Below are 17,782 nucleotides of genomic sequence, written 5' to 3' on the forward strand. Positions count from 1 at the left end.
CAAAAAGCGCCTCTCTGTCAGGGGCGTGGGCGTCCTGCGATTCTGAGCGAGCCGCTTCCGCTTTTCTTAAGAAGTTAGGTGGGAGATAAACTGCCTGTAAAAGCCCGATTGGTGAGGGCTGATTAAAGTTTCACTTTATCTCGCTCTTTGCTGCATCTTAAGATTGGAAGAAGTGAAGAAGATAAGTGGGGATGACTACATATGAAAGTCTAACTGAGCAATTCTCCTCATTGATATGAACAAAACTTTCAAGTTCTTACTCATTATTTGGTGTAAAAACACTATTTTAAGCAACTCAAGCTGTAAAAGTAGAGGTAGGAGTTAGAGTGTATCTGAATGGAAAATGCATATTTGAAAAATTGAATACCCTAGTCCGAAATAAGGAAACATCAGCAAACAAGACAAAGCATAAATAGCCTATGAATTAGGGAAAACGAAAAAGCATGACCCCGCTAAAATCGAGTTCATGCTTTTTCGTTTGCTTAATGAAATAATCTGCCTAACTTTGAGGGGGCACTTCAAAATATAGGTTTTTTAGCATTAACCTTCTTTATTACAAATTTCTATATATATCCAACTTGATTTTTTAACACATAGATTGCTGCTATGCAGAATACAACATGCCCGCTACTGGGTTGCTCCTTTTGTTTAAAACTTGGCATGTGGCAGGAAGAGGCCCTGACCGCTTCTATGCCTGGCCAGATGCTCTCGTCCATCTAAAAAGAAAGGTTTTTTTATGTCGTTGTTTCAAGTTGAATTTATATAGTTAGTAAAGTTTAATACTACGCTGATTGATTGAATTCACTATTTTGAATACTCTCCTTGTCTTTCGAAGAATTTCGTTTCATTTTCATTTCTCGAATTACAATAATTAGTAAGATTAAAAGACTAGACAATGTAATAATTAGTCCCTTTAATAAACCTGGTGGTGTGTAAGACAATTCAATTGAATGTTTTCCTGGGTTTGAAATTTGAATTCCTATAAATCCACCTATTTTTTCTGCCGATACTTCTTTTCCATCTAATTTAACATTCCATCCTTTATCATAAGGAATCGATAAAAATAGGGTTGAATCTTTAGTTGTATATATTTCTCCATCTAACGATCTTTTTCCAACTTCTTTTATGTCCATTGGTTGAGAAGCCATCTCTTTTATTCTGTTTTTAAAATCAAGAGTAGAAAGAGCATAAAAATGAATATTGTTTAGATTGATGTTATCACGTACTTTAATTTTTACAGATACCTTCTCTTTATTATACAATCCTAAATCTATTACCCCAGAGTTATACTTTGAAGGATAATTAAATTGAATATTTCTTTCATTAATTATTAATTGAGTATCATCAGAGGGTGGGATAGTAATAAAACCATATAATTCTTGTTGCCCAATTACCTTTAAGTTCAATATCAAATATGATTCTTGGTCATGTTTATCTTTACGATATTCATCCCCATCTTTTGTTAGATTTTCCATCTTAATATTAACAGGTTGTATTTCTTTAAAATATTCTTTGTCCTGATTGATGCTCATCATATTATTTTGTAGTTGAAATGGATTTGTTGAATTTGATATCCAATTCTTTTTATCAGAATCTAAAACAAAGCCTAGTGGAAGCGAATTATCATTTTGATATGTAACGTATGATCCTTCTTGTTCTACTTTTTGGTAACCAAAATGATTAAATGTTTTATCTGCAATTACATACTTTGTCCCAAGAAGTGCTTCAGTAAATAATGTACTACCCGTATTATTTAATGCTAATCCGCCTCTTTCTTCAACTGTGTAACCTAATGACCCCATATAATTGTGAAATTTGACATTACCTGTTGAGGTATAATTTGCAATACTGTTATAAGGAACTTTGAGTGAGTCATTTATTTGATATATATTTTCTGCCTGATTAGTAGCAACTTTTTTTTCAAGACGATAAAATTCTTTATCATTTGACTTTATATTTGCTATTAAAGAACGTATCTCTTGTGGAATTTGATATTCATAGACTTTTTTATAAGCAGAGTCCTTATTTAGTCCTTCTAGAATGGTACTAGAGTTAATTGTCATTTCTGTAAAAACAAAGCATATCAAAAGTACTTCGAATAATCTCTTGAACTTATTATTACTTTGCAACAGAAAAATTAAAATACCTAATATGAAAAGCAATAAAATATTAATTAAAATTTTATCTTTGCTTATAGAGACATGATCCCATTTAGAAGCTAGTGACAAAATAAAGACATTAGCAAATATAATTAAAAATAAAACTTTACTTTTAATATTCTTAACCCTATGGTACACATTCCAAGATAAAAAGACCAATAAGAATGAAAATACAAAAGAAAATCTGAATTCATAACCATTTGGATGTTTAAAACCATGCCATACGACATAAAGTGGATACAATATAAAACTCAATATAAATACTATGATATTAAGTCCCCATACTATCTTTTCTTTTTTTGAAATTTTATCAGTTAAGAAAAATATTGGTACAAATAAAACAGCTAAAAGCCCTACATATATATAAGGAGTACTGAAAAACACCCCATCATATGCCTGATTAAATAATTTTAAATAAATATCAAATGGTGTACCAAAGGTCTGTAATTGTGACCATGGAATTTTTCCCGCATTAGTAGATACATCTTTTAAAATTTCTAAAGTGGGGAATATTATTATAGCAGCAATACCAGCAGCTAACACTGTATGTAACAAAAATTGAAAAGCTTTATATATAAATTTTTTGATTTTAAAATCATCGTGAATAATGATTAACCGTGAAAGGAAGTACATAAATGTAAATGCACCCACCATATACGATATATAAAAATTGGATATAAAGAGCACAGCTAAACTTATTGTTAAAAAGACTCCGCTTTTATCTTTAATCAACTTTTCCACACTTAATAACACTAGTGGTAAGTAGATTAGGCCATCAATCCACATTAAGTTTTGATAAAAGACAATAGTATATGACGCTAAGGCGTACATAGTAGAAAAAATTATGGCTTCAACATATTCCGCTTTAAACCCTTTACGTAAATAAAAACACATTGATATACCGCATGATCCTAATTTTAAAAATGTAATCATTGTTATTGCTTGTATTAAATGATCACGAGAAAAGAAGGAAATGATTAGTGAAAATGGGCTAGATAAGTAATACGTAAATACACCAAAAAAGTTCATCCCTAATCCAGCTTGCCAATTAAAAAGTAAACTTGCATTTCCATGTAATACGTCGTAGAAATAAGCATAATATTGGAAATACTGAAACCCCATATCCAATATGAGGATAGTTTTATCTCCAAAAGGGTAAAAGTTTTGCAATTTAAAAGCCACTAATAATGCAAGGCATGTTATAAAAAATACTACTCCATACAATAAAATGTTATTAACGATTTTTGACTTTCTAATCAATCTTATTACTCCCTTACTTTTGAAATGGAATATAATGATGATGTTGTTGATTGTAAATGTAAAATTAAACTTAAATGGAAATCCCATCAATATTCCGTTTAATATTACCATTTTAAATGTATGATGGAAACCCTATGGAAATTTTAGAGATATAATTATTCATCTTATAGCCATAACAAATTTAAGGGGAAACTAAAAGGCATGGGCCCGATATAATACCGAACCCATGCCAGAAAAGTTGCCTAATGAAATAATATTTTTAACGTTATGGAGTTACTTCATTGTGCTAGCTTTTTATTACCCAAATAATTTTGACCATATATTAGAGAAGAAGTCTCCAATAGATCGCATCGTCAATACGAACCAATTTGCTTTATCTACTTCCTGTGTTGTTTTTACATTGAATTTCGTTTGTTTATTTCCGTCAAGGAAGCCATATTGATCAGTAGATTCTAAAACAAGTGAGCCTACTTTGGCATCCTTTTTCACAGGTGCAACTAAGCTTCCGTCTTCGGAGATTGATTTGTTTGCATCATAAGAAATTTTGTAAGGAGGTTTACTTCCTTTTTTTGTGACTACCGTTATCTCTTTTTCAGGTGTCACAGCTACAGTATCTTCTTTTCCTTTTACGACAGGAATTGTATTATTTCTACCTATTTTCAATTTCTGCTTTTCAAAGTTTTTGAAACCGTAATCCATTAGTGCACGGGATTCTATGAAACGCTCATCCATTGATTTTGTTTTAATAATAACGGAGACTAGGCGTAAATCACCGCGTTTGGCTGTAATGGTAAAGCAATATCCAGCTGAATCAGAACTTCCCGTTTTTAAGCCGTCTGTTCCTTCATATGCAAATGCAGCGCCTGGTAACATCCAATTCCAGTTTTCCATACGAATTGGAAGTGGATGATTATCTGGGAAGTTTCTAAATCTTTGCTTTGTATCTTCTAATATTGCTGGATACTTTGTCATAATTGTTCTAGATAAGATTGCCATGTCTCTAGCTGATAAAGAGTTTTCACCATTCGGATCTGTTCCTTCTGGATGCTTTCCTTTTAAATCAGCATTATTTAATCCTGTAGCATTTACAAATTTATATTTCTTTAACCCTAGTTTTTTTGCATGTTCGTTTGCAAGACTTATGAAATTCTTTTCACTTCCTGCAAGAAGTTCGGCAAGTGCAATACTTGATCCGTTTGCTGAGAAGACAAGAATAGAATGATATAATTCCTTAACTGTATATTGTCGTCCTTTTTCAAATGGAACGTTGGAAAATTCGTTGTTACGGGAAATCTCATAAGCATAATCAGAGATATTTACTTTTGTATCCCAAGTGATTTTTCCTTCTTTAATGGCTTCTAAAACGGAGTATATAACCATGAGTTTTGACATACTAGCAACTGCAAGTAATTCGTCGGGGTTTTGCTCATGTAGTATTTTTCCTGTGTCTGCATCAAACAGAATAGCAGCAGCGGCTTCAATATGTATGTCTTCTTTCGCATAAGAGGGAGTCGCTCCTATGAAAGAAAACATGAGTGTAAGCCCTAATAAAATAGATAACATTTTCCTCATAATCAATTATCACCTTCGCATCGTTATTAGCATGTAGCTTGTACTATTCTAACATGAGTTTGAATATGGAAAGATTACAATTTTGTAAGCAATATGGATAATTTTTCTATTTTTTTAAAGGGTTCCTATTATATAAAACAATAAAAAAAGGACGATTTTCGTCCTTTTTTGTTGTTATACGTGTAAAAATTTCGCAACCTTTTCGCTTGGTAAAATGTTTCCAACAAAGAATGTTCCGAACTCACCGTAGCGTGCACTTACTTCATCAAAGCGCATTTCATATATAAGTTTCTTAAATTGAAGAACATCGTCGGCAAATAATGTTACGCCCCATTCATAATCGTCAAAGCCAACAGAACCAGTAATGATTTGACGTACTTTTCCTGCATATTGACGGCCGATTTTTCCGTGGCTATACATTAATTTTTTGCGATCTTCCATCGGTAACATGTACCAGTTGTCTTCGCCTTGACGACGCTTGTCCATTGGATAGAAACAAACGTGGTTTGCTTTTGGCAACGTTGGGTATAGACGCGCAAGAATTTGTGGATTTTGATATGGATCTTCTTCAGCAGGAAGATAGTTACTTAGTTCCACAACAGAAACGTAAGAGTATGTAGGAAGCATATACTCTGCTAATGTTGTTTTATTGAATTCTGCTTCAATTTCATTTAATTCTTCCATTGTTGGACGTAAAATCATGAACATAATATCAGCCTTTTGCCCAACGATTGTATATAGGGCATGGCTACCTTGTTTTGCAGCTTCTGTTTTATTCCATTTTTCAACGATGTTTAAAAATTCGAACATTGCTTGCTGACGTTCATCACTAGACAATGTTTTCCATGCTGCCCAGTCCATAGAACGGAAATCATGTAAACAATACCAACCATCTAACGTTTTTGCTGCTTCACTCATTAGATTCACCTCGAATAGTCAAGTTTTACACGTTAACTATATCATATATAAATGAAAAAGCATGTAACTTCGTCTTAGGCGCATAAAATTGTCACATTTCCTGGCGGAATTTTGGGAAAATATAATCATTTATATTTTATCAATTTTTTAGGGGCAATACGTTTAAAATAGAGATAAAAAGCGGTATTCTTAAATATGGATTTGAATTCGTAGGAGGGTTATTGGTGAGCGATTTATTTACAACAGTAAAAGAAAAAGTTCAAGGTAAAAACATTTCTATTGTACTTCCTGAAGGTACTGATGAAAGAATTTTAGGCGCTGCAGAGCGTTTAGCGAAAGAAGAATTAGTAAGACCAATCTTAGTTGGTAATAAAGAAGAAATTAGTGCGAAAGCTGCTAGCATGAACTTAACATTAGCAGGTGTTGATATTTATGACCCAGCTACGTACGAAGAAATGGATGCAATGGTAGCATCTTTCGTTGAACGCCGTAAAGGGAAAGTAACAGAGGAATCGGCTCGTGAAATCTTAAAAGACGAAAACTATTTCGGTACTATGCTTGTATACATGGGCAAAGCACAAGGTTTAGTAAGTGGTGCAGCTCATTCTACAGCTGATACAGTTCGTCCAGCACTTCAAATCATTAAAACAAAACCAGGTGTTACAAAAACTTCTGGCGTATTTATCATGGTACGCGGCGATGAGAAGTATGTATTTGCTGATTGCGCAATCAACATCGCTCCAAACAGCCAAGATTTAGCTGAAATTGGTATTGAAAGTGCAAAAACTGCTGAATTATTCGGTATCGACCCACGCGTTGCAATGTTAAGCTTCTCTACAAAAGGTTCTGCGAAATCTCCAGAAACAGAGAAAGTTGTAGAAGCAACTCGCATCGCAAAAGAAATGGCTCCTGAATTAACATTAGACGGTGAGTTCCAATTCGACGCTGCATTCGTACCATCTGTAGCAGAAAAGAAAGCACCAGGTTCTGTTATTAAAGGTGACGCTAACGTATTCGTATTCCCAAGCTTAGAAGCTGGTAATATCGGCTACAAAATTGCACAACGCTTAGGTAACTTCGAAGCAGTTGGACCAATCTTACAAGGCTTAAACATGCCAGTAAATGATTTATCTCGCGGTTGTAACGAAGAAGAAGTGTACAAGCTTGCTTTAATTACAGCAGCACAAGCGCTATAATTATGAAAAAAAATCCCCGCATTTGCGGGGATTTTTAATTTTCTAACCCAAGTGACTTGTTATTGCGATCAATCATGCGCTGTAAATGATGCTCATATAGCGGTACTTCATCTACTGTAAGCTGTGATGGTGTTAATTTTGGTGCAAAGTGCTGCAGCGTCTGTAAAAGGCGCATCATTAGATCTTGAACAGTAATAGTTTCACCAAGTAGTTCAGACAGTGAAGCCATTGTACTTGGGACAATTTCAGGATACGTAAATCTAGTTTCTTCACCTTGAATTGCTAAGTTGTAAAAATCACGAACAAGTGCTGCACGAGCAGAGCCGCTTTCTATAGCGCATAAGTAAATTTGCACAGCTACGCCTCCGCGAATACGGCGCTGTGAAATACCAGCAAATTTTTTATCGTTAATACTTAAGTCATAGCTGCCAGGACAGTATGAGCCAACGATTTCTTTTGCTTCAATGGTAACATTGTAATCTTTTAACATTTCCTTAATTAAATGCCACATTGTATCATAGCCAAGATCGATATCGATACCTTTATCTGTTTCCTGGAATAGAAGAGAAATGTTTAGAACCCCCTCGTCTAATACAACAGCAAGTCCGCCTGAATTGCGGACGATAACATGGAAGTCCTGCTCTTTCAAAAATTCAATTCCCTGCTTTAAATAAGGCAAACGTGTATCTTGAATGCCAAGAACAATCGTATTGTGATGAACCCAAGAGCGCATTGTTGCAGCGGATGTACCGTTCCCAACGGTTGTACATAACGTATCATCCATTGCGAAAGACTGCAGCGCATGAAATTGTGGACCTAAGCTTGATTGATCAACAATGCGCCACTCTGGTTGAGATAAAATCGAACGAGAATCGCTCATGTAATTAACCCCTTATCTTTAAAATGACAATATTTATTATAGCAAAAAAGAGAGACCTTATATAAATGTAAGTTGAAAACGGGAAAAGCATCTTTTTTTAGGTGGGCGAGAGGGGCTCACTTTTTGTATTAGTTAGCGGTGATTTACATGTCGAATATCGTCGGGGGGTCTTTATATCGTGTCGAAGCGCCGATATATTGTAAATAACGGTCGATAACGGAAGAAAGACTGACTTCAGAAGGCGTTTATGCGCCTTCTGGGTCAGCCTTTCTTTTTATTCTGCAATTTTTTCTAAATTTCCGTTTCGGTCCATGCGAAATGATGTTTGTGTACGTTCTTCGTCGTCCATTAATGCCAGTTTACGTGCACGGTTCATAATTTTCATGAGCGTCTCGTAATCTTCTTGAACGGTTGTGGATTGCTGTTCTAATTTTTCCACTTTCTTTTCTAGTTCAGCATTTTTCCTCATATATTCAACGATGTCTTGTTTCAATCTCTCATTCTCTCTTTCGAGTGCGGATACTTTTACATTAGAAGTTCCGAGAGATTGTAGAAAATGGATTACGTCATGCATCGCAATTGAAGAGTTTGTTGGCATCGCTTGCGTAGTTTGTATAGTTTGAACAGGTTGCTGGGTTTCGATACTAATATTTTCATCAGCCGTTATAGCAGTAGGTGAAGACGGTGGTGTATATAAAAGGCGTTTTTTCGATTGCTCGCCCCCATTTGCGCGCATTTTGTCTTTGCGATGCTTTTTCGCAAGTTGTAATGCTTGATCGTAACTATAGCGTACGACAGCATTCCAGCGAAAACCGCAAGCTGCCGAGGTGCGATTTAATTTATCACCAACTTCTTCAAAGGCATTTAATTGTGTACTTCCTTCGCGAACGTGACGTAAAACAGTTTCAGCAAGAAGTAAATCATCTTCTTCAGTCCAAGCGTCTTGTCTTACTTTCATAGATTCATCTCCCTTTCTTTTTATCAATATCTTATTTTTAGAATGGACAAAATGAATTACTTTTATACAAAGCTCCCAAAATTATGGTAGATTTTGAGCGGAAATATGTTTGTATACCATTTGTTTCTTGCGGGAAGAAAACTTGCATCACATCGAAAAGAAAGGTAAAATACCATTTAGCGTTTATTGTTATATGTACTTGAGAAAAGTTTCAAATAGAGGAAGTGTTATATAAAATGGGAAACGAATTTCGTGTGTGTGATGATTGTCAGGCAACGAATGTGAAGACGTTAGTACCGCGTTTAAAGAAAATAGATGGATGTGCAGATATTCAAGTTGGTTGTCAATCATATTGCGGTCCTGGTCGTAAAAAGTCATTTGCATTTGTAAATAATCGTCCAGTTGCAGCGCCAAATGAAGATGAGTTAATTAAAAAAATTGAAGAAAAGTTAAGCAAGTAAAAAGATACGATGTCGTATCTTTTTTTGTTTTGTGAAATGTAAAAAAGTTTTATATCACAAAATTTATGATTGACAAGTGTCACCTTGCGTTTGTAGAATAAAAGAAAACGATATTGAGAATCATTATCAAAAGTCGAGTTATATTCTTGATTTTCTTTTTTTTGCTTCTTAATGAGAATGAAATTCATTTTCTTGTTATACATATTGAAAGTTAGGATGTTGCATATGGAAGTGAGTATGAGAAAGGTTTATGAAGAAGAATCAGTAGACATAAAAGAGGTGAAAAGTCGTCCGCTTATCGCCTTAATCATTTTAATCGTTGGAACTGCTTTATTAGCTTTAAGTATGGCTACTTCTATTTCATTTGGTGCTGCTGATATTAGTTTGAAAACAGTATGGCAAGCTGTATTTCAGTTTGATATATCTATTACACATCATAGTGTCATTCAAGAATTGCGTCTTCCAAGAGCAATTGGAGGAGTAGCTGTAGGAGCATTTTTAGCGGTATCTGGTGCAATTATGCAAGGGATGACGCGAAACCCACTTGCATCTCCATCACTGATGGGGATTACAGATGGGGCGGTATTTGGCATTGCCATCATGTTTGTATTCTTCCCAAACTCGCCATATTTCATGTTTGTCATTGCTTCTTTCATCGGTGCAGCATTTGGTGCAAGTATCGTATACGGAATTGGAGCAGCGTCTCCGGGCGGATTAACACCAATTAAGTTAGCGTTATCTGGAGCGGCAATTAGTGCCTTACTAGGCGCAATTTCATCTGGGATTGCTTTATATTTTAATCTAGCGCAAGAAGTTAGTATGTGGCATGCAGGCGGCGTTGCTGGTGTGAAATGGACGAGTTTAAACATGTTGCTTCCAGTTGGTCTTGTTTGTCTAATTATTGCGATTATGCTAGCAAGGTACATTACGATTTTAAGTTTTGGTGAAGAAATTGCCATTGGCCTTGGACAAAATACGAAGCTTATTAAGTTTATTGGAACAATTCTTGTACTTGTGCTTACAGGTAGTGCCGTTTCTATAGCTGGGTCTGTTGGATTTGTTGGTCTTGTTATCCCGCATTTAACACGTTTTCTTGTGGGATCAGATTATCGCTGGATTATCCCATGTTCTGCCGTTTTAGGGGGATTACTTGTTGGATGTGCTGATATGATCTCACGTATTATTAATCCGCCGTTTGAAACACCGATTGGCGCTGTAACAGCGATGATTGGTGTGCCATTCTTCCTCTACTTAGCGCGTAAAGAAGGGAGAGGGAAAATGTGAGGCAAGGAATATTAACGAGAAAAAACATCTCAATTTTATCTAGCATTGGTCTGTTCATTTGCATTGTATTTTTCATTAGCTTAAATACAGGTACGTTCAAAATTTCACCAATTGAAGTGCTGAAAACGCTCGTTGGTCTTGGAGCAGAAGATCAAACAACAATTTTATTTGATTTTCGGATGCCGCGAATGATTGTTGCTCTTTTAGTCGGATCAGCTTTAGCAGTATCCGGTGCAATTATGCAAGGATTATCACGTAACCCACTTGCCGATCCAGGAATTATTGGTATTAATGCTGGATCGGGACTGTCAGTTGTAATGTTTGTTTATTTCGTATTTGGGAAAGTAACGATGACTTCGTTTGTATCTGTATTCATTTTGCCGTTTTTTGCTTTAGTTGGTGCAATAGTAGCGGCGGTCATTATTTACGCACTTGCTTGGAAAGACGGTGTTTCGCCGGTTCGATTAGTTCTCGTTGGGATTGCTGTAGCAGCTGGGTTTAGTGCTGTGAGCTTAGTATTCTCGATGAAAATGACAGCGAATGATTTCCGCTTTGCTACGATTTGGTTATCGGGAAGCTTATGGGGGACAGATTGGAAGTTCGTATTAAGCGTATTGCCATGGATGCTTATTTTCTTACCAATTGCTTTTATGAGAGCACCTATTTTAAATGTAATGAATTTAGGAGATGCAGCGGCAACGGGCCTCGGTTTGAACGTTGAGAAAGAGCGCCGTAAGCTATTATTTATCGCTGTTTGCTTAGCGGGTGCATCTGTTGCGGTTGCTGGGGGAATCAGCTTTATTGGATTAATGGCGCCGCATCTTGCCCGCCGCTTAGTAGGCGGAAAATATCAAATTATGCTGCCAACTGCTGCGCTCATCGGAACATTATTGTTATTGTTTTCCGATCTTCTTTCGCGCAGCTTACTTACAACATCAGAAATACCGGTTGGTCTTGTCATTTCAGTAATTGGCGCGCCGTATTTTATTTATTTACTTATAAAAACAAGATAGGGGAGACGATCTATATGCCATCTTTATCAGTTGAGTCGATATCTGTTGGATATAGTGAAAATTTAATTATTGATGGGTTGTCTGTTGAAATACCTGAAGGGAAAATTACGACCATCATTGGTCCGAACGGATGCGGGAAATCTACGCTTCTGAAAACAGCATCGCGTATTTTAAAAGCAAAACGAGGTACTGTTTATTTGGACGGAAAGGAAATTGAGAAACAGCCGACGAAGGAAATTGCGAAAAAGATGGCAATTTTGCCGCAAACAGCAGAAGTGCCAACAGGTCTTACTGTATTTGAACTCGTTTCATATGGGCGTTTTCCACATCAAAAAGGGTTCGGTACGCTATCGGAAGAAGACTATCGTTACATTCGCTGGGCGCTTGATGTGACTGGTATGAAGGAATTTGCAAATCGTCCGGCAGAGGCGCTGTCAGGCGGACAACGTCAACGCGTTTGGATTGCAATGGCGCTAGCACAAGGAACGGATTTACTTGTACTAGATGAGCCAACAACATACCTTGATATGGCACATCAACTTGAAGTGCTGAACTTATTAAGAAAGTTAAATGAAGAAGAAGGAAGAACAATCGTGATGGTTATTCACGATCTCAATCACGCTTCTCGTTTTTCTGATCATATGCTTGCATTAAAAGAAGGGAAACTAATGAAACAAGGAACGCCAGATGAAGTCATGACATCTGAAACGCTTCGCGAAGTGTTTGAAATTGAAGCACAAATGGTTCCATGTCCCGTTGGTGGCAAACCAATTTGTCTTACTTATGACTTAATGACGAGTGCGTAAGCTGGTCTAAGGTTGTTCTAGTGGGCGGTAAATTGCGCCAGTAGATTACTGCCCGTCAGAACGGGAAAAGGTGTGACTTCCAGAAATTTGTATAAATAGTTATATATCTTGATTTTTTGACATATAAGTCGCTGCTATGCACGGCCAGATGCTCTCGCCCTCCTATAAAGAAAGGGGTTTGCTTGTAGCACTTTCACTATAACAAGATAAGGAGAGGAAAATATGAAGAAATTCAAAGCTACTCTACTAGTTTTCGTATTAGCGATTACTTCTATATTATTTGCAGCTTGTTCTTCTGATAAGAAAGAAGAAAAGAAAGCAGACGCAAAAAGTGAAGAGCGTGTTGTAAAACATGCAAAAGGAGAAATTAAAATCCCTGCAAATCCAAAGAAAATTGCGGATTTAAGTGGGTCAACAGAAGAGTTATTAATTTTAGGTATGAAGCCGGTTATTACGGCAAATACGACGCAAGAAAAAATTGATGCACATATTGCAGAACAATTAAAAGGTGTAAAACCAGTTGGTTCTGCTTGGGGAGATAAAATTAACATTGAAGCAGTCGCCGCTGCAAAACCAGATTTAATTTTAGTAAACAATCGTCAGGGAAAAATTTATGATCAGTTATCTAAAATTGCACCAACAGTTATGTTAAGTACTCCATTAGATCAATGGCGTCCGAAGTTTGAAGAAGTAGGAAAAATCTTCAATAAAGAACAAGAAATAGCTGCATGGTTAAAGAAATACGATGAAAAGGCAAACAAATTACATGATCAAATCGTTGCTAAAACTGGTGATGCAAAATTCATGGTAATGGCAGCATATCCGAATGCATTCCGTGTGTACGGTGACTATGGATACGGTAGTATTCTATTTAAAGATTTAAAATTGCCAGCAGTTAATGGTACTCCAGCAGACAAGCCGTTAGTACAATTACAAAAGGAAGCATTAATTGATTACAATCCAGATTTCTTATTTGTATTCACAACAGGTGATGGTACGCAGCGTCTAAAAGAATTCCAAGAAGAAACCATTTGGAAAAATATGAACGCTGTAAAAAATAACCGCGTGTATATGATTAAAAACGAAGATTTAAATAAAGGATATTTTCCACTTGGTAAAGAGATGTTATTAAACGAGCTATCTACGTTTATTTTAGGAAAATAATAATGATGGAGAAAATCACCTTCGTTTTTGGAAGGTGATTTTATTTTCATGCAGGAATATACAGTCTTTCATTTCTTTCTGTTTCGCCTTTCGTTTATAATAGAGGTAAGAACGTATAATGGAGGGCAGTGAAGTGTAATGGCATATGTAAGTGATAAATTAAATGAAACGAAAGTGTTCAAAGACCCAGTGCATAAATATGTGCATGTACGCGATCGCGTAATTTGGGATTTAATTGGAACGAAAGAGTTTCAACGTCTGCGCCGTATTAAGCAGCTAGGGACGACATTTTTTACATTTCACGGTGCGGAGCATAGTCGCTTTGCTCATTCACTAGGTGTCTATGAAATTATTCGCCGCATGATTGATGATGTGTTTGATGGAAGACCGGATTGGAATGCAGAAGATCGTTTGTTGTGCTTATGTGCAGCACTTCTTCACGATGTTGGACATGGTCCTTTTTCTCATTCATTTGAAAAAGTTTTTAATTTGAATCATGAAAAATTTACACAAGCAATTATTGTCGGTGATACAGAAATCCAAGAGGTATTAAGCCGAGTTGATCGTGAGTTTCCGCAAAAAGTAGCGGATGTCATTGCGAAAACTTCTACTAATAAATTAGCAATTAGTATGATTTCTAGCCAAATTGACGCAGATCGCATGGACTATTTATTACGAGATGCGTATTTCACAGGTGTGAAATATGGAAACTTTGATATGGAACGAATATTACGGGTAATGCGTCCATTTAATAATCAAGTTGTGATTAAATATAGCGGGATGCATGCTGTTGAACATTACATTATGAGCCGTTATCAAATGTACTGGCAAGTATATTTTCATCCAGTCACGCGCAGTGCGGAAGTGATTTTGACAAAAATTTTGCACCGTGCGAAAGCGTTGCATGAACAGTACTATACATTTAAATATCATCCTGTTCATTTCTATTCTTTATTTGAAGGGGAAGTAACGGTAGAGGATTATTTGAAGCTAGACGAGAATGTTATGTATTATTACTTCCAAGTATGGCAAGAAGAAGAGGATGCTATTTTAAGTGATTTATGCCGCCGTTTTATGAACCGTAACTTGTTCAAGTGCGTTGATTTTACAGAAAAGCACGGGTTAAACAATTGGGTAGAATTAAATAATTTATTTAAGAAGATTGGGCTTGATCCAGAATATTATTTAGTGGTAGATTCTACGTCGGATCTGCCGTATGACTTTTACCGTGCAGGTGAAGAGGAAGAACGCTTGCCGATTTTACTGCTTATGCCAAATGGAGAACTGCGTGAATTGTCTCGTGAGTCGGACATTGTGGAAGCAATTACAGGTAAAAAGAGAACAGATCAAAAGCTATTCTATCCGCATGATTTACTGTATGAAGATGGAAGAAAAGGGAAAATAAAAGAAAAAATTATTCGTTTATTAGAAGGAAAAGAGTAAGAGAAGCAGCACAGCTGCTTCTCTTACATCGATGATTATTCTTGGTCGCTTAAGCGCTTTCCGCCAATTGCGTAATGATTTTTAGACATTTCTTCAATGAATACAACGATTTTTTCTTCTGGTGCACCAGTAGTTTCGCTTACTGCAGCTGTTACTTTTTCAGCAAGGGCTTTCTTTTGCTCTTCTGTGCGACCTTCTAACATTTTCACTGTTACGTATGGCATATGTATCGCTCCTTTTATGTAGATTACAGTACTATTATAACGGATTCTTGAAGAGCGCAATTAGAAAATAAAAGATTTTTTATTTGGATTATTAAGAAGGAGATGAAGTATGGATAATTTCTTTAGATACCCATTGCACGAGTTACCGTTGTTAGCTCTTGCAGTTGCAATCGCACTCTCTGTACATGAGTTTGCACATGCATATGTTGCTTATAAATTTGGAGATTTAACGGCGAAGAATCAAGGGCGTTTAACAATATCGCCCCTTTCTCATATCGATCCGATTGGTGCAATCGCATTCTTGTTTATCGGTTTTGGATGGGCGCGCCCTGTGCCGGTAAACCCATATAACTTTAAACGTCCGCGCCTTGCGGGGGTTTGCGTTTCGATTGCGGGGCCAATCAGTAATTTATTATTGGGTGCTTTTGGACTTGCTGCCTGGTATAGCTTGCTGAAATTTGGAGTGATTGAAGCAGTCCCAGTAGCAGTAGGAGAGACGCTATTTCAGTTCTTTCAAATTTTTATCGGGATTAATATCGTTCTGTTTATTTTTAACTTGATACCAATCCCGCCATTAGATGGCTACCGTGTTTTGGAAGACCTAGCGCCAACTAATATACGTGCGAAAATGACGCAATATGAAAAATACGGTGCAATCCTTTTATTGATTCTTGTCATTACACCGTTAGATCGCTATACGATTCAACCAATATTTCAAGTTGTCATTCCACAAGTTTTAGGTATGCTGCATACTATAATTGGACCATTATTTGGATTGTATTAGAAGGGGAGGCTTTTCTGTGGCAGAGAAAAAGAAACAAATTGGTTTTAATATTATTAAAAATGACTCTACAGATGGACACGGCGGCTTTGGAGTCGGCGCATTAAGTCTTGAAAATATTTCTCCTGTTATTATTGATGTAACAGAAGGAACGGCAGTTGTAGATATTGGAGCAATGCATGCCCGCAGTGCCGTTGAAAAAGGTATTAAATTTTTAATCAATAAAGAAGGAGTACCAAATGCAAAACCGTACTGGCTTGTTTGGGTAACAATTGAGCGCACAGCAAACGGCGCGTATTATGCAGGTGTAACTGCATGTGAAATGACTGTAGACCGTGAAATTCGCCGTGGTTATAAATCACTTCCAGAGCACGTAAATAAAATGGATAAATCATTAAAGCGTTACATTATGGTTGATCATATGGATGAACCTTCTAAAAAAGTGCTTGGAACATTCTTAAAAGAGCATAATGAGGAGCTATGGAATTCTTCTAGTGAGAAATTACGTAGTGAATTGTTAGGAGAGTAATAGGAGAGGCTGCTCAAAAGTGAAACTTTTGGGTTTATATATAAGGAGCCGACTAAAAAGTCCACTTTTTAGTCGGCTCCTTTCAATTTTCGGTATGATTCAGCTCAGCGAATCGATCACTTTTGCGTCGAATGTCGTCGAGGAATCTTTAAATTGTGTCGAAGCGCCGATATATCGCGAAAAGCGCTGATATATTCCAAAGAGTGGTCGATATATCGTGAAAAGCACCGATATATTGCAAAGAACGGTCGATAACGGGAAAAGAACTGACTTCAAAAGGCGCTTATGTGTCATTTGGGGTTTGTTTGAAAACATGTTTTTAATTGAAGAGAGCAGGAAATGCCGATATTTGTCAGAAATATGTATGTAAATGGGGAAGGAGAGATGGATACATGAGAATAAGTGGGGAGTCTATTTTCATAAAAAGTTTAGAAGAATGTGATGCAGAAGCTATGATGCATTTAGAATCGAAAAACCGAGATTTTTTTCAACTGTATACAGCGTTACGAGAGGATAATTTTTATACGTTAGACGGTCAAAAGGAACGTATTCGAAAAGGGAATGAAAAGCAGGAGCTTGATGAGGAGTATTCATTTGGCATTTATCTAAATGAAACGGGAGAGTTAATCGGGTCTGTTGCATTATTTGAAGTACTACGCTACTCTTTGCAAAATTGCTTTATTGGATATACCTTAGATAAACATCATAATGGGAAGGGATATATGACAGAGGCTGTTAAGCTAGTTGTGTCTTACGCATTCGATGAACTAAAGCTTCATCGGATTGAAGCGGGCGTTATGCCACATAATACCGGATCAATAAAAGTGTTAGAGAAATCAGGCTTTCATAAAGAGGGAATTGCAAGGAAAAACGTAAAGATAAATGGAAAATGGGAAGACCATCAAGTATTAGCGATCGTAAATGATAATGATGAATAGAAAGGAAAGATGCTCAGCGAATCGACTACTTGTGTGTCGAATGTCGTCGAGGAATCTTTAAGTTGTGTCGAAGCGCCGATATATTCCAAAGAGTGGTCGATATATCGTGAAAAGCGCCGATATATTGCAAAGAACGGTCGATAACGGAAAAAGAACTGACTTCAAAAGGCACTTATGTACCTTTTGAAGTCAGTTT

At 36.5% G+C, this 17,782-nt stretch carries 16 protein-coding genes; 10 read left to right on the plus strand and 6 right to left on the minus strand.

What is annotated here, in order from left to right; translation table 11 throughout:
- Positions 1 to 782: 782 nt before the first annotated feature.
- The 3 genes from BM211_RS22125 to hemQ form a co-directional block, all read right to left on the minus strand.
- Entirely contained in the window at positions 783 to 3,419 is a 2,637-nt protein-coding gene (locus BM211_RS22125; RefSeq protein ID WP_035434034.1) for a YfhO family protein, read from the minus strand.
- A gap of 297 nt (positions 3,420 to 3,716) precedes the next feature.
- Positions 3,717 to 4,997, minus strand: a complete 1,281-nt coding sequence (locus tag BM211_RS22130) for a serine hydrolase (RefSeq protein WP_035434036.1) — start codon at positions 4,995 to 4,997, stop codon at positions 3,717 to 3,719.
- A 168-nt stretch (positions 4,998 to 5,165) separates the two neighbouring features.
- Positions 5,166 to 5,909, minus strand: a complete 744-nt coding sequence (hemQ, locus tag BM211_RS22135; RefSeq protein ID WP_035434038.1) for a hydrogen peroxide-dependent heme synthase — start codon at positions 5,907 to 5,909, stop codon at positions 5,166 to 5,168.
- Between the two features lie 224 nt (positions 5,910 to 6,133).
- On the opposite strand from hemQ, the gene pta reads away from it, so the two are divergent.
- A complete protein-coding gene (gene pta, locus BM211_RS22140) occupies positions 6,134 to 7,105 on the plus strand; it encodes a phosphate acetyltransferase (protein WP_090999609.1) in 972 nt (323 codons plus the stop codon).
- 34 nt (positions 7,106 to 7,139) lie between these two features.
- Here the strand turns inward: pta and BM211_RS22145 are convergent, their stop codons facing one another.
- Both BM211_RS22145 and BM211_RS22150 read right to left on the minus strand, forming a co-directional pair.
- Positions 7,140 to 7,985 (minus strand): octanoyl-[GcvH]:protein N-octanoyltransferase, encoded by an 846-nt coding sequence (locus tag BM211_RS22145; protein ID WP_035434043.1) that lies wholly within the window; start codon positions 7,983 to 7,985, stop codon positions 7,140 to 7,142.
- Positions 7,986 to 8,259: 274 nt separating this feature from the next.
- Positions 8,260 to 8,943: an RsfA family transcriptional regulator gene (locus BM211_RS22150; RefSeq protein WP_035434045.1), complete on the minus strand. Its 684-nt coding sequence runs from the start codon at positions 8,941 to 8,943 to the stop codon at positions 8,260 to 8,262.
- A gap of 236 nt (positions 8,944 to 9,179) precedes the next feature.
- Between BM211_RS22150 and BM211_RS22155 the strand changes: the two genes are divergently transcribed.
- The 6 genes from BM211_RS22155 to BM211_RS22180 all read left to right on the plus strand — a co-directional run bounded on the left by BM211_RS22155 (position 9,180) and on the right by BM211_RS22180 (position 15,114).
- Complete coding sequence (locus BM211_RS22155; RefSeq protein WP_035434047.1) at positions 9,180 to 9,404, plus strand: YuzB family protein; 225 nt, start codon at positions 9,180 to 9,182, stop codon at positions 9,402 to 9,404.
- A gap of 237 nt (positions 9,405 to 9,641) precedes the next feature.
- Positions 9,642 to 10,688, plus strand: coding sequence for a FecCD family ABC transporter permease (locus BM211_RS22160; protein ID WP_371261900.1), 1,047 nt, complete (start codon positions 9,642 to 9,644; stop codon positions 10,686 to 10,688).
- Complete coding sequence (locus BM211_RS22165; protein ID WP_035434051.1) at positions 10,685 to 11,701, plus strand: FecCD family ABC transporter permease; 1,017 nt, start codon at positions 10,685 to 10,687, stop codon at positions 11,699 to 11,701. Before BM211_RS22160 ends, BM211_RS22165 begins: the two co-directional genes overlap by 4 nt.
- Positions 11,702 to 11,715: 14 nt before the next feature.
- Entirely contained in the window at positions 11,716 to 12,507 is a 792-nt protein-coding gene (locus tag BM211_RS22170; protein ID WP_035434053.1) for an ABC transporter ATP-binding protein, read from the plus strand.
- A 222-nt stretch (positions 12,508 to 12,729) separates the two neighbouring features.
- Positions 12,730 to 13,671 (plus strand): ABC transporter substrate-binding protein, encoded by a 942-nt coding sequence (locus BM211_RS22175; RefSeq protein ID WP_090999611.1) that lies wholly within the window; start codon positions 12,730 to 12,732, stop codon positions 13,669 to 13,671.
- 138 nt (positions 13,672 to 13,809) lie between these two features.
- Complete coding sequence (locus tag BM211_RS22180) at positions 13,810 to 15,114, plus strand: HD domain-containing protein (protein ID WP_035434057.1); 1,305 nt, start codon at positions 13,810 to 13,812, stop codon at positions 15,112 to 15,114.
- Between the two features lie 35 nt (positions 15,115 to 15,149).
- Here the strand turns inward: BM211_RS22180 and BM211_RS22185 are convergent, their stop codons facing one another.
- Positions 15,150 to 15,338 (minus strand): 2-hydroxymuconate tautomerase, encoded by a 189-nt coding sequence (locus BM211_RS22185; protein WP_035434058.1) that lies wholly within the window; start codon positions 15,336 to 15,338, stop codon positions 15,150 to 15,152.
- 109 nt (positions 15,339 to 15,447) lie between these two features.
- Between BM211_RS22185 and BM211_RS22190 the strand changes: the two genes are divergently transcribed.
- The 3 genes from BM211_RS22190 (at position 15,448) to BM211_RS22200 (ending at position 17,586) form a co-directional block, all read left to right on the plus strand.
- On the plus strand, positions 15,448 to 16,122 hold the full coding sequence (locus BM211_RS22190; protein WP_035434060.1) for a site-2 protease family protein: 675 nt from the start codon (positions 15,448 to 15,450) through the stop codon (positions 16,120 to 16,122).
- A gap of 16 nt (positions 16,123 to 16,138) precedes the next feature.
- Positions 16,139 to 16,648 (plus strand): YwhD family protein, encoded by a 510-nt coding sequence (locus BM211_RS22195; protein WP_035434062.1) that lies wholly within the window; start codon positions 16,139 to 16,141, stop codon positions 16,646 to 16,648.
- A gap of 392 nt (positions 16,649 to 17,040) precedes the next feature.
- Positions 17,041 to 17,586 carry a GNAT family N-acetyltransferase gene (locus BM211_RS22200; protein ID WP_035434064.1) on the plus strand — a complete coding sequence of 182 codons (546 nt, stop codon included), beginning with the start codon at positions 17,041 to 17,043 and terminating at the stop codon, positions 17,584 to 17,586.
- The last annotated feature ends 196 nt before the right edge of the window (positions 17,587 to 17,782 follow it).

Origin of the sequence: Bacillus sp. 491mf, assembly GCF_900112415.1 — a bacterium.
GTDB lineage: Bacteria > Bacillota > Bacilli > Bacillales > Bacillaceae_G > Bacillus_A.

Excerpts from the sequence above, each read along its gene's own strand:
- hemQ (WP_035434038.1), bottom strand. The coding sequence starts at position 5,909 with ATGAGTGAAGCAGCAAAAACGTTAGATGGTTGGTATTGTTTACATGAT.
- BM211_RS22145 (WP_035434043.1), bottom strand. The coding sequence starts at position 7,985 with ATGAGCGATTCTCGTTCGATTTTATCTCAACCAGAGTGGCGCATTGTT.
- BM211_RS22150 (WP_035434045.1), bottom strand. The coding sequence starts at position 8,943 with ATGAAAGTAAGACAAGACGCTTGGACTGAAGAAGATGATTTACTTCTT.
- BM211_RS22155 (WP_035434047.1), top strand. The coding sequence starts at position 9,180 with ATGGGAAACGAATTTCGTGTGTGTGATGATTGTCAGGCAACGAATGTG.
- BM211_RS22160 (WP_371261900.1), top strand. The coding sequence starts at position 9,642 with ATGAGAAAGGTTTATGAAGAAGAATCAGTAGACATAAAAGAGGTGAAA.
- BM211_RS22170 (WP_035434053.1), top strand. The coding sequence starts at position 11,716 with ATGCCATCTTTATCAGTTGAGTCGATATCTGTTGGATATAGTGAAAAT.
- BM211_RS22175 (WP_090999611.1), top strand. The coding sequence starts at position 12,730 with ATGAAGAAATTCAAAGCTACTCTACTAGTTTTCGTATTAGCGATTACT.
- BM211_RS22180 (WP_035434057.1), top strand. The coding sequence starts at position 13,810 with ATGGCATATGTAAGTGATAAATTAAATGAAACGAAAGTGTTCAAAGAC.
- BM211_RS22185 (WP_035434058.1), bottom strand. The coding sequence starts at position 15,338 with ATGCCATACGTAACAGTGAAAATGTTAGAAGGTCGCACAGAAGAGCAA.
- BM211_RS22190 (WP_035434060.1), top strand. The coding sequence starts at position 15,448 with ATGGATAATTTCTTTAGATACCCATTGCACGAGTTACCGTTGTTAGCT.
- BM211_RS22200 (WP_035434064.1), top strand. The coding sequence starts at position 17,041 with ATGAGAATAAGTGGGGAGTCTATTTTCATAAAAAGTTTAGAAGAATGT.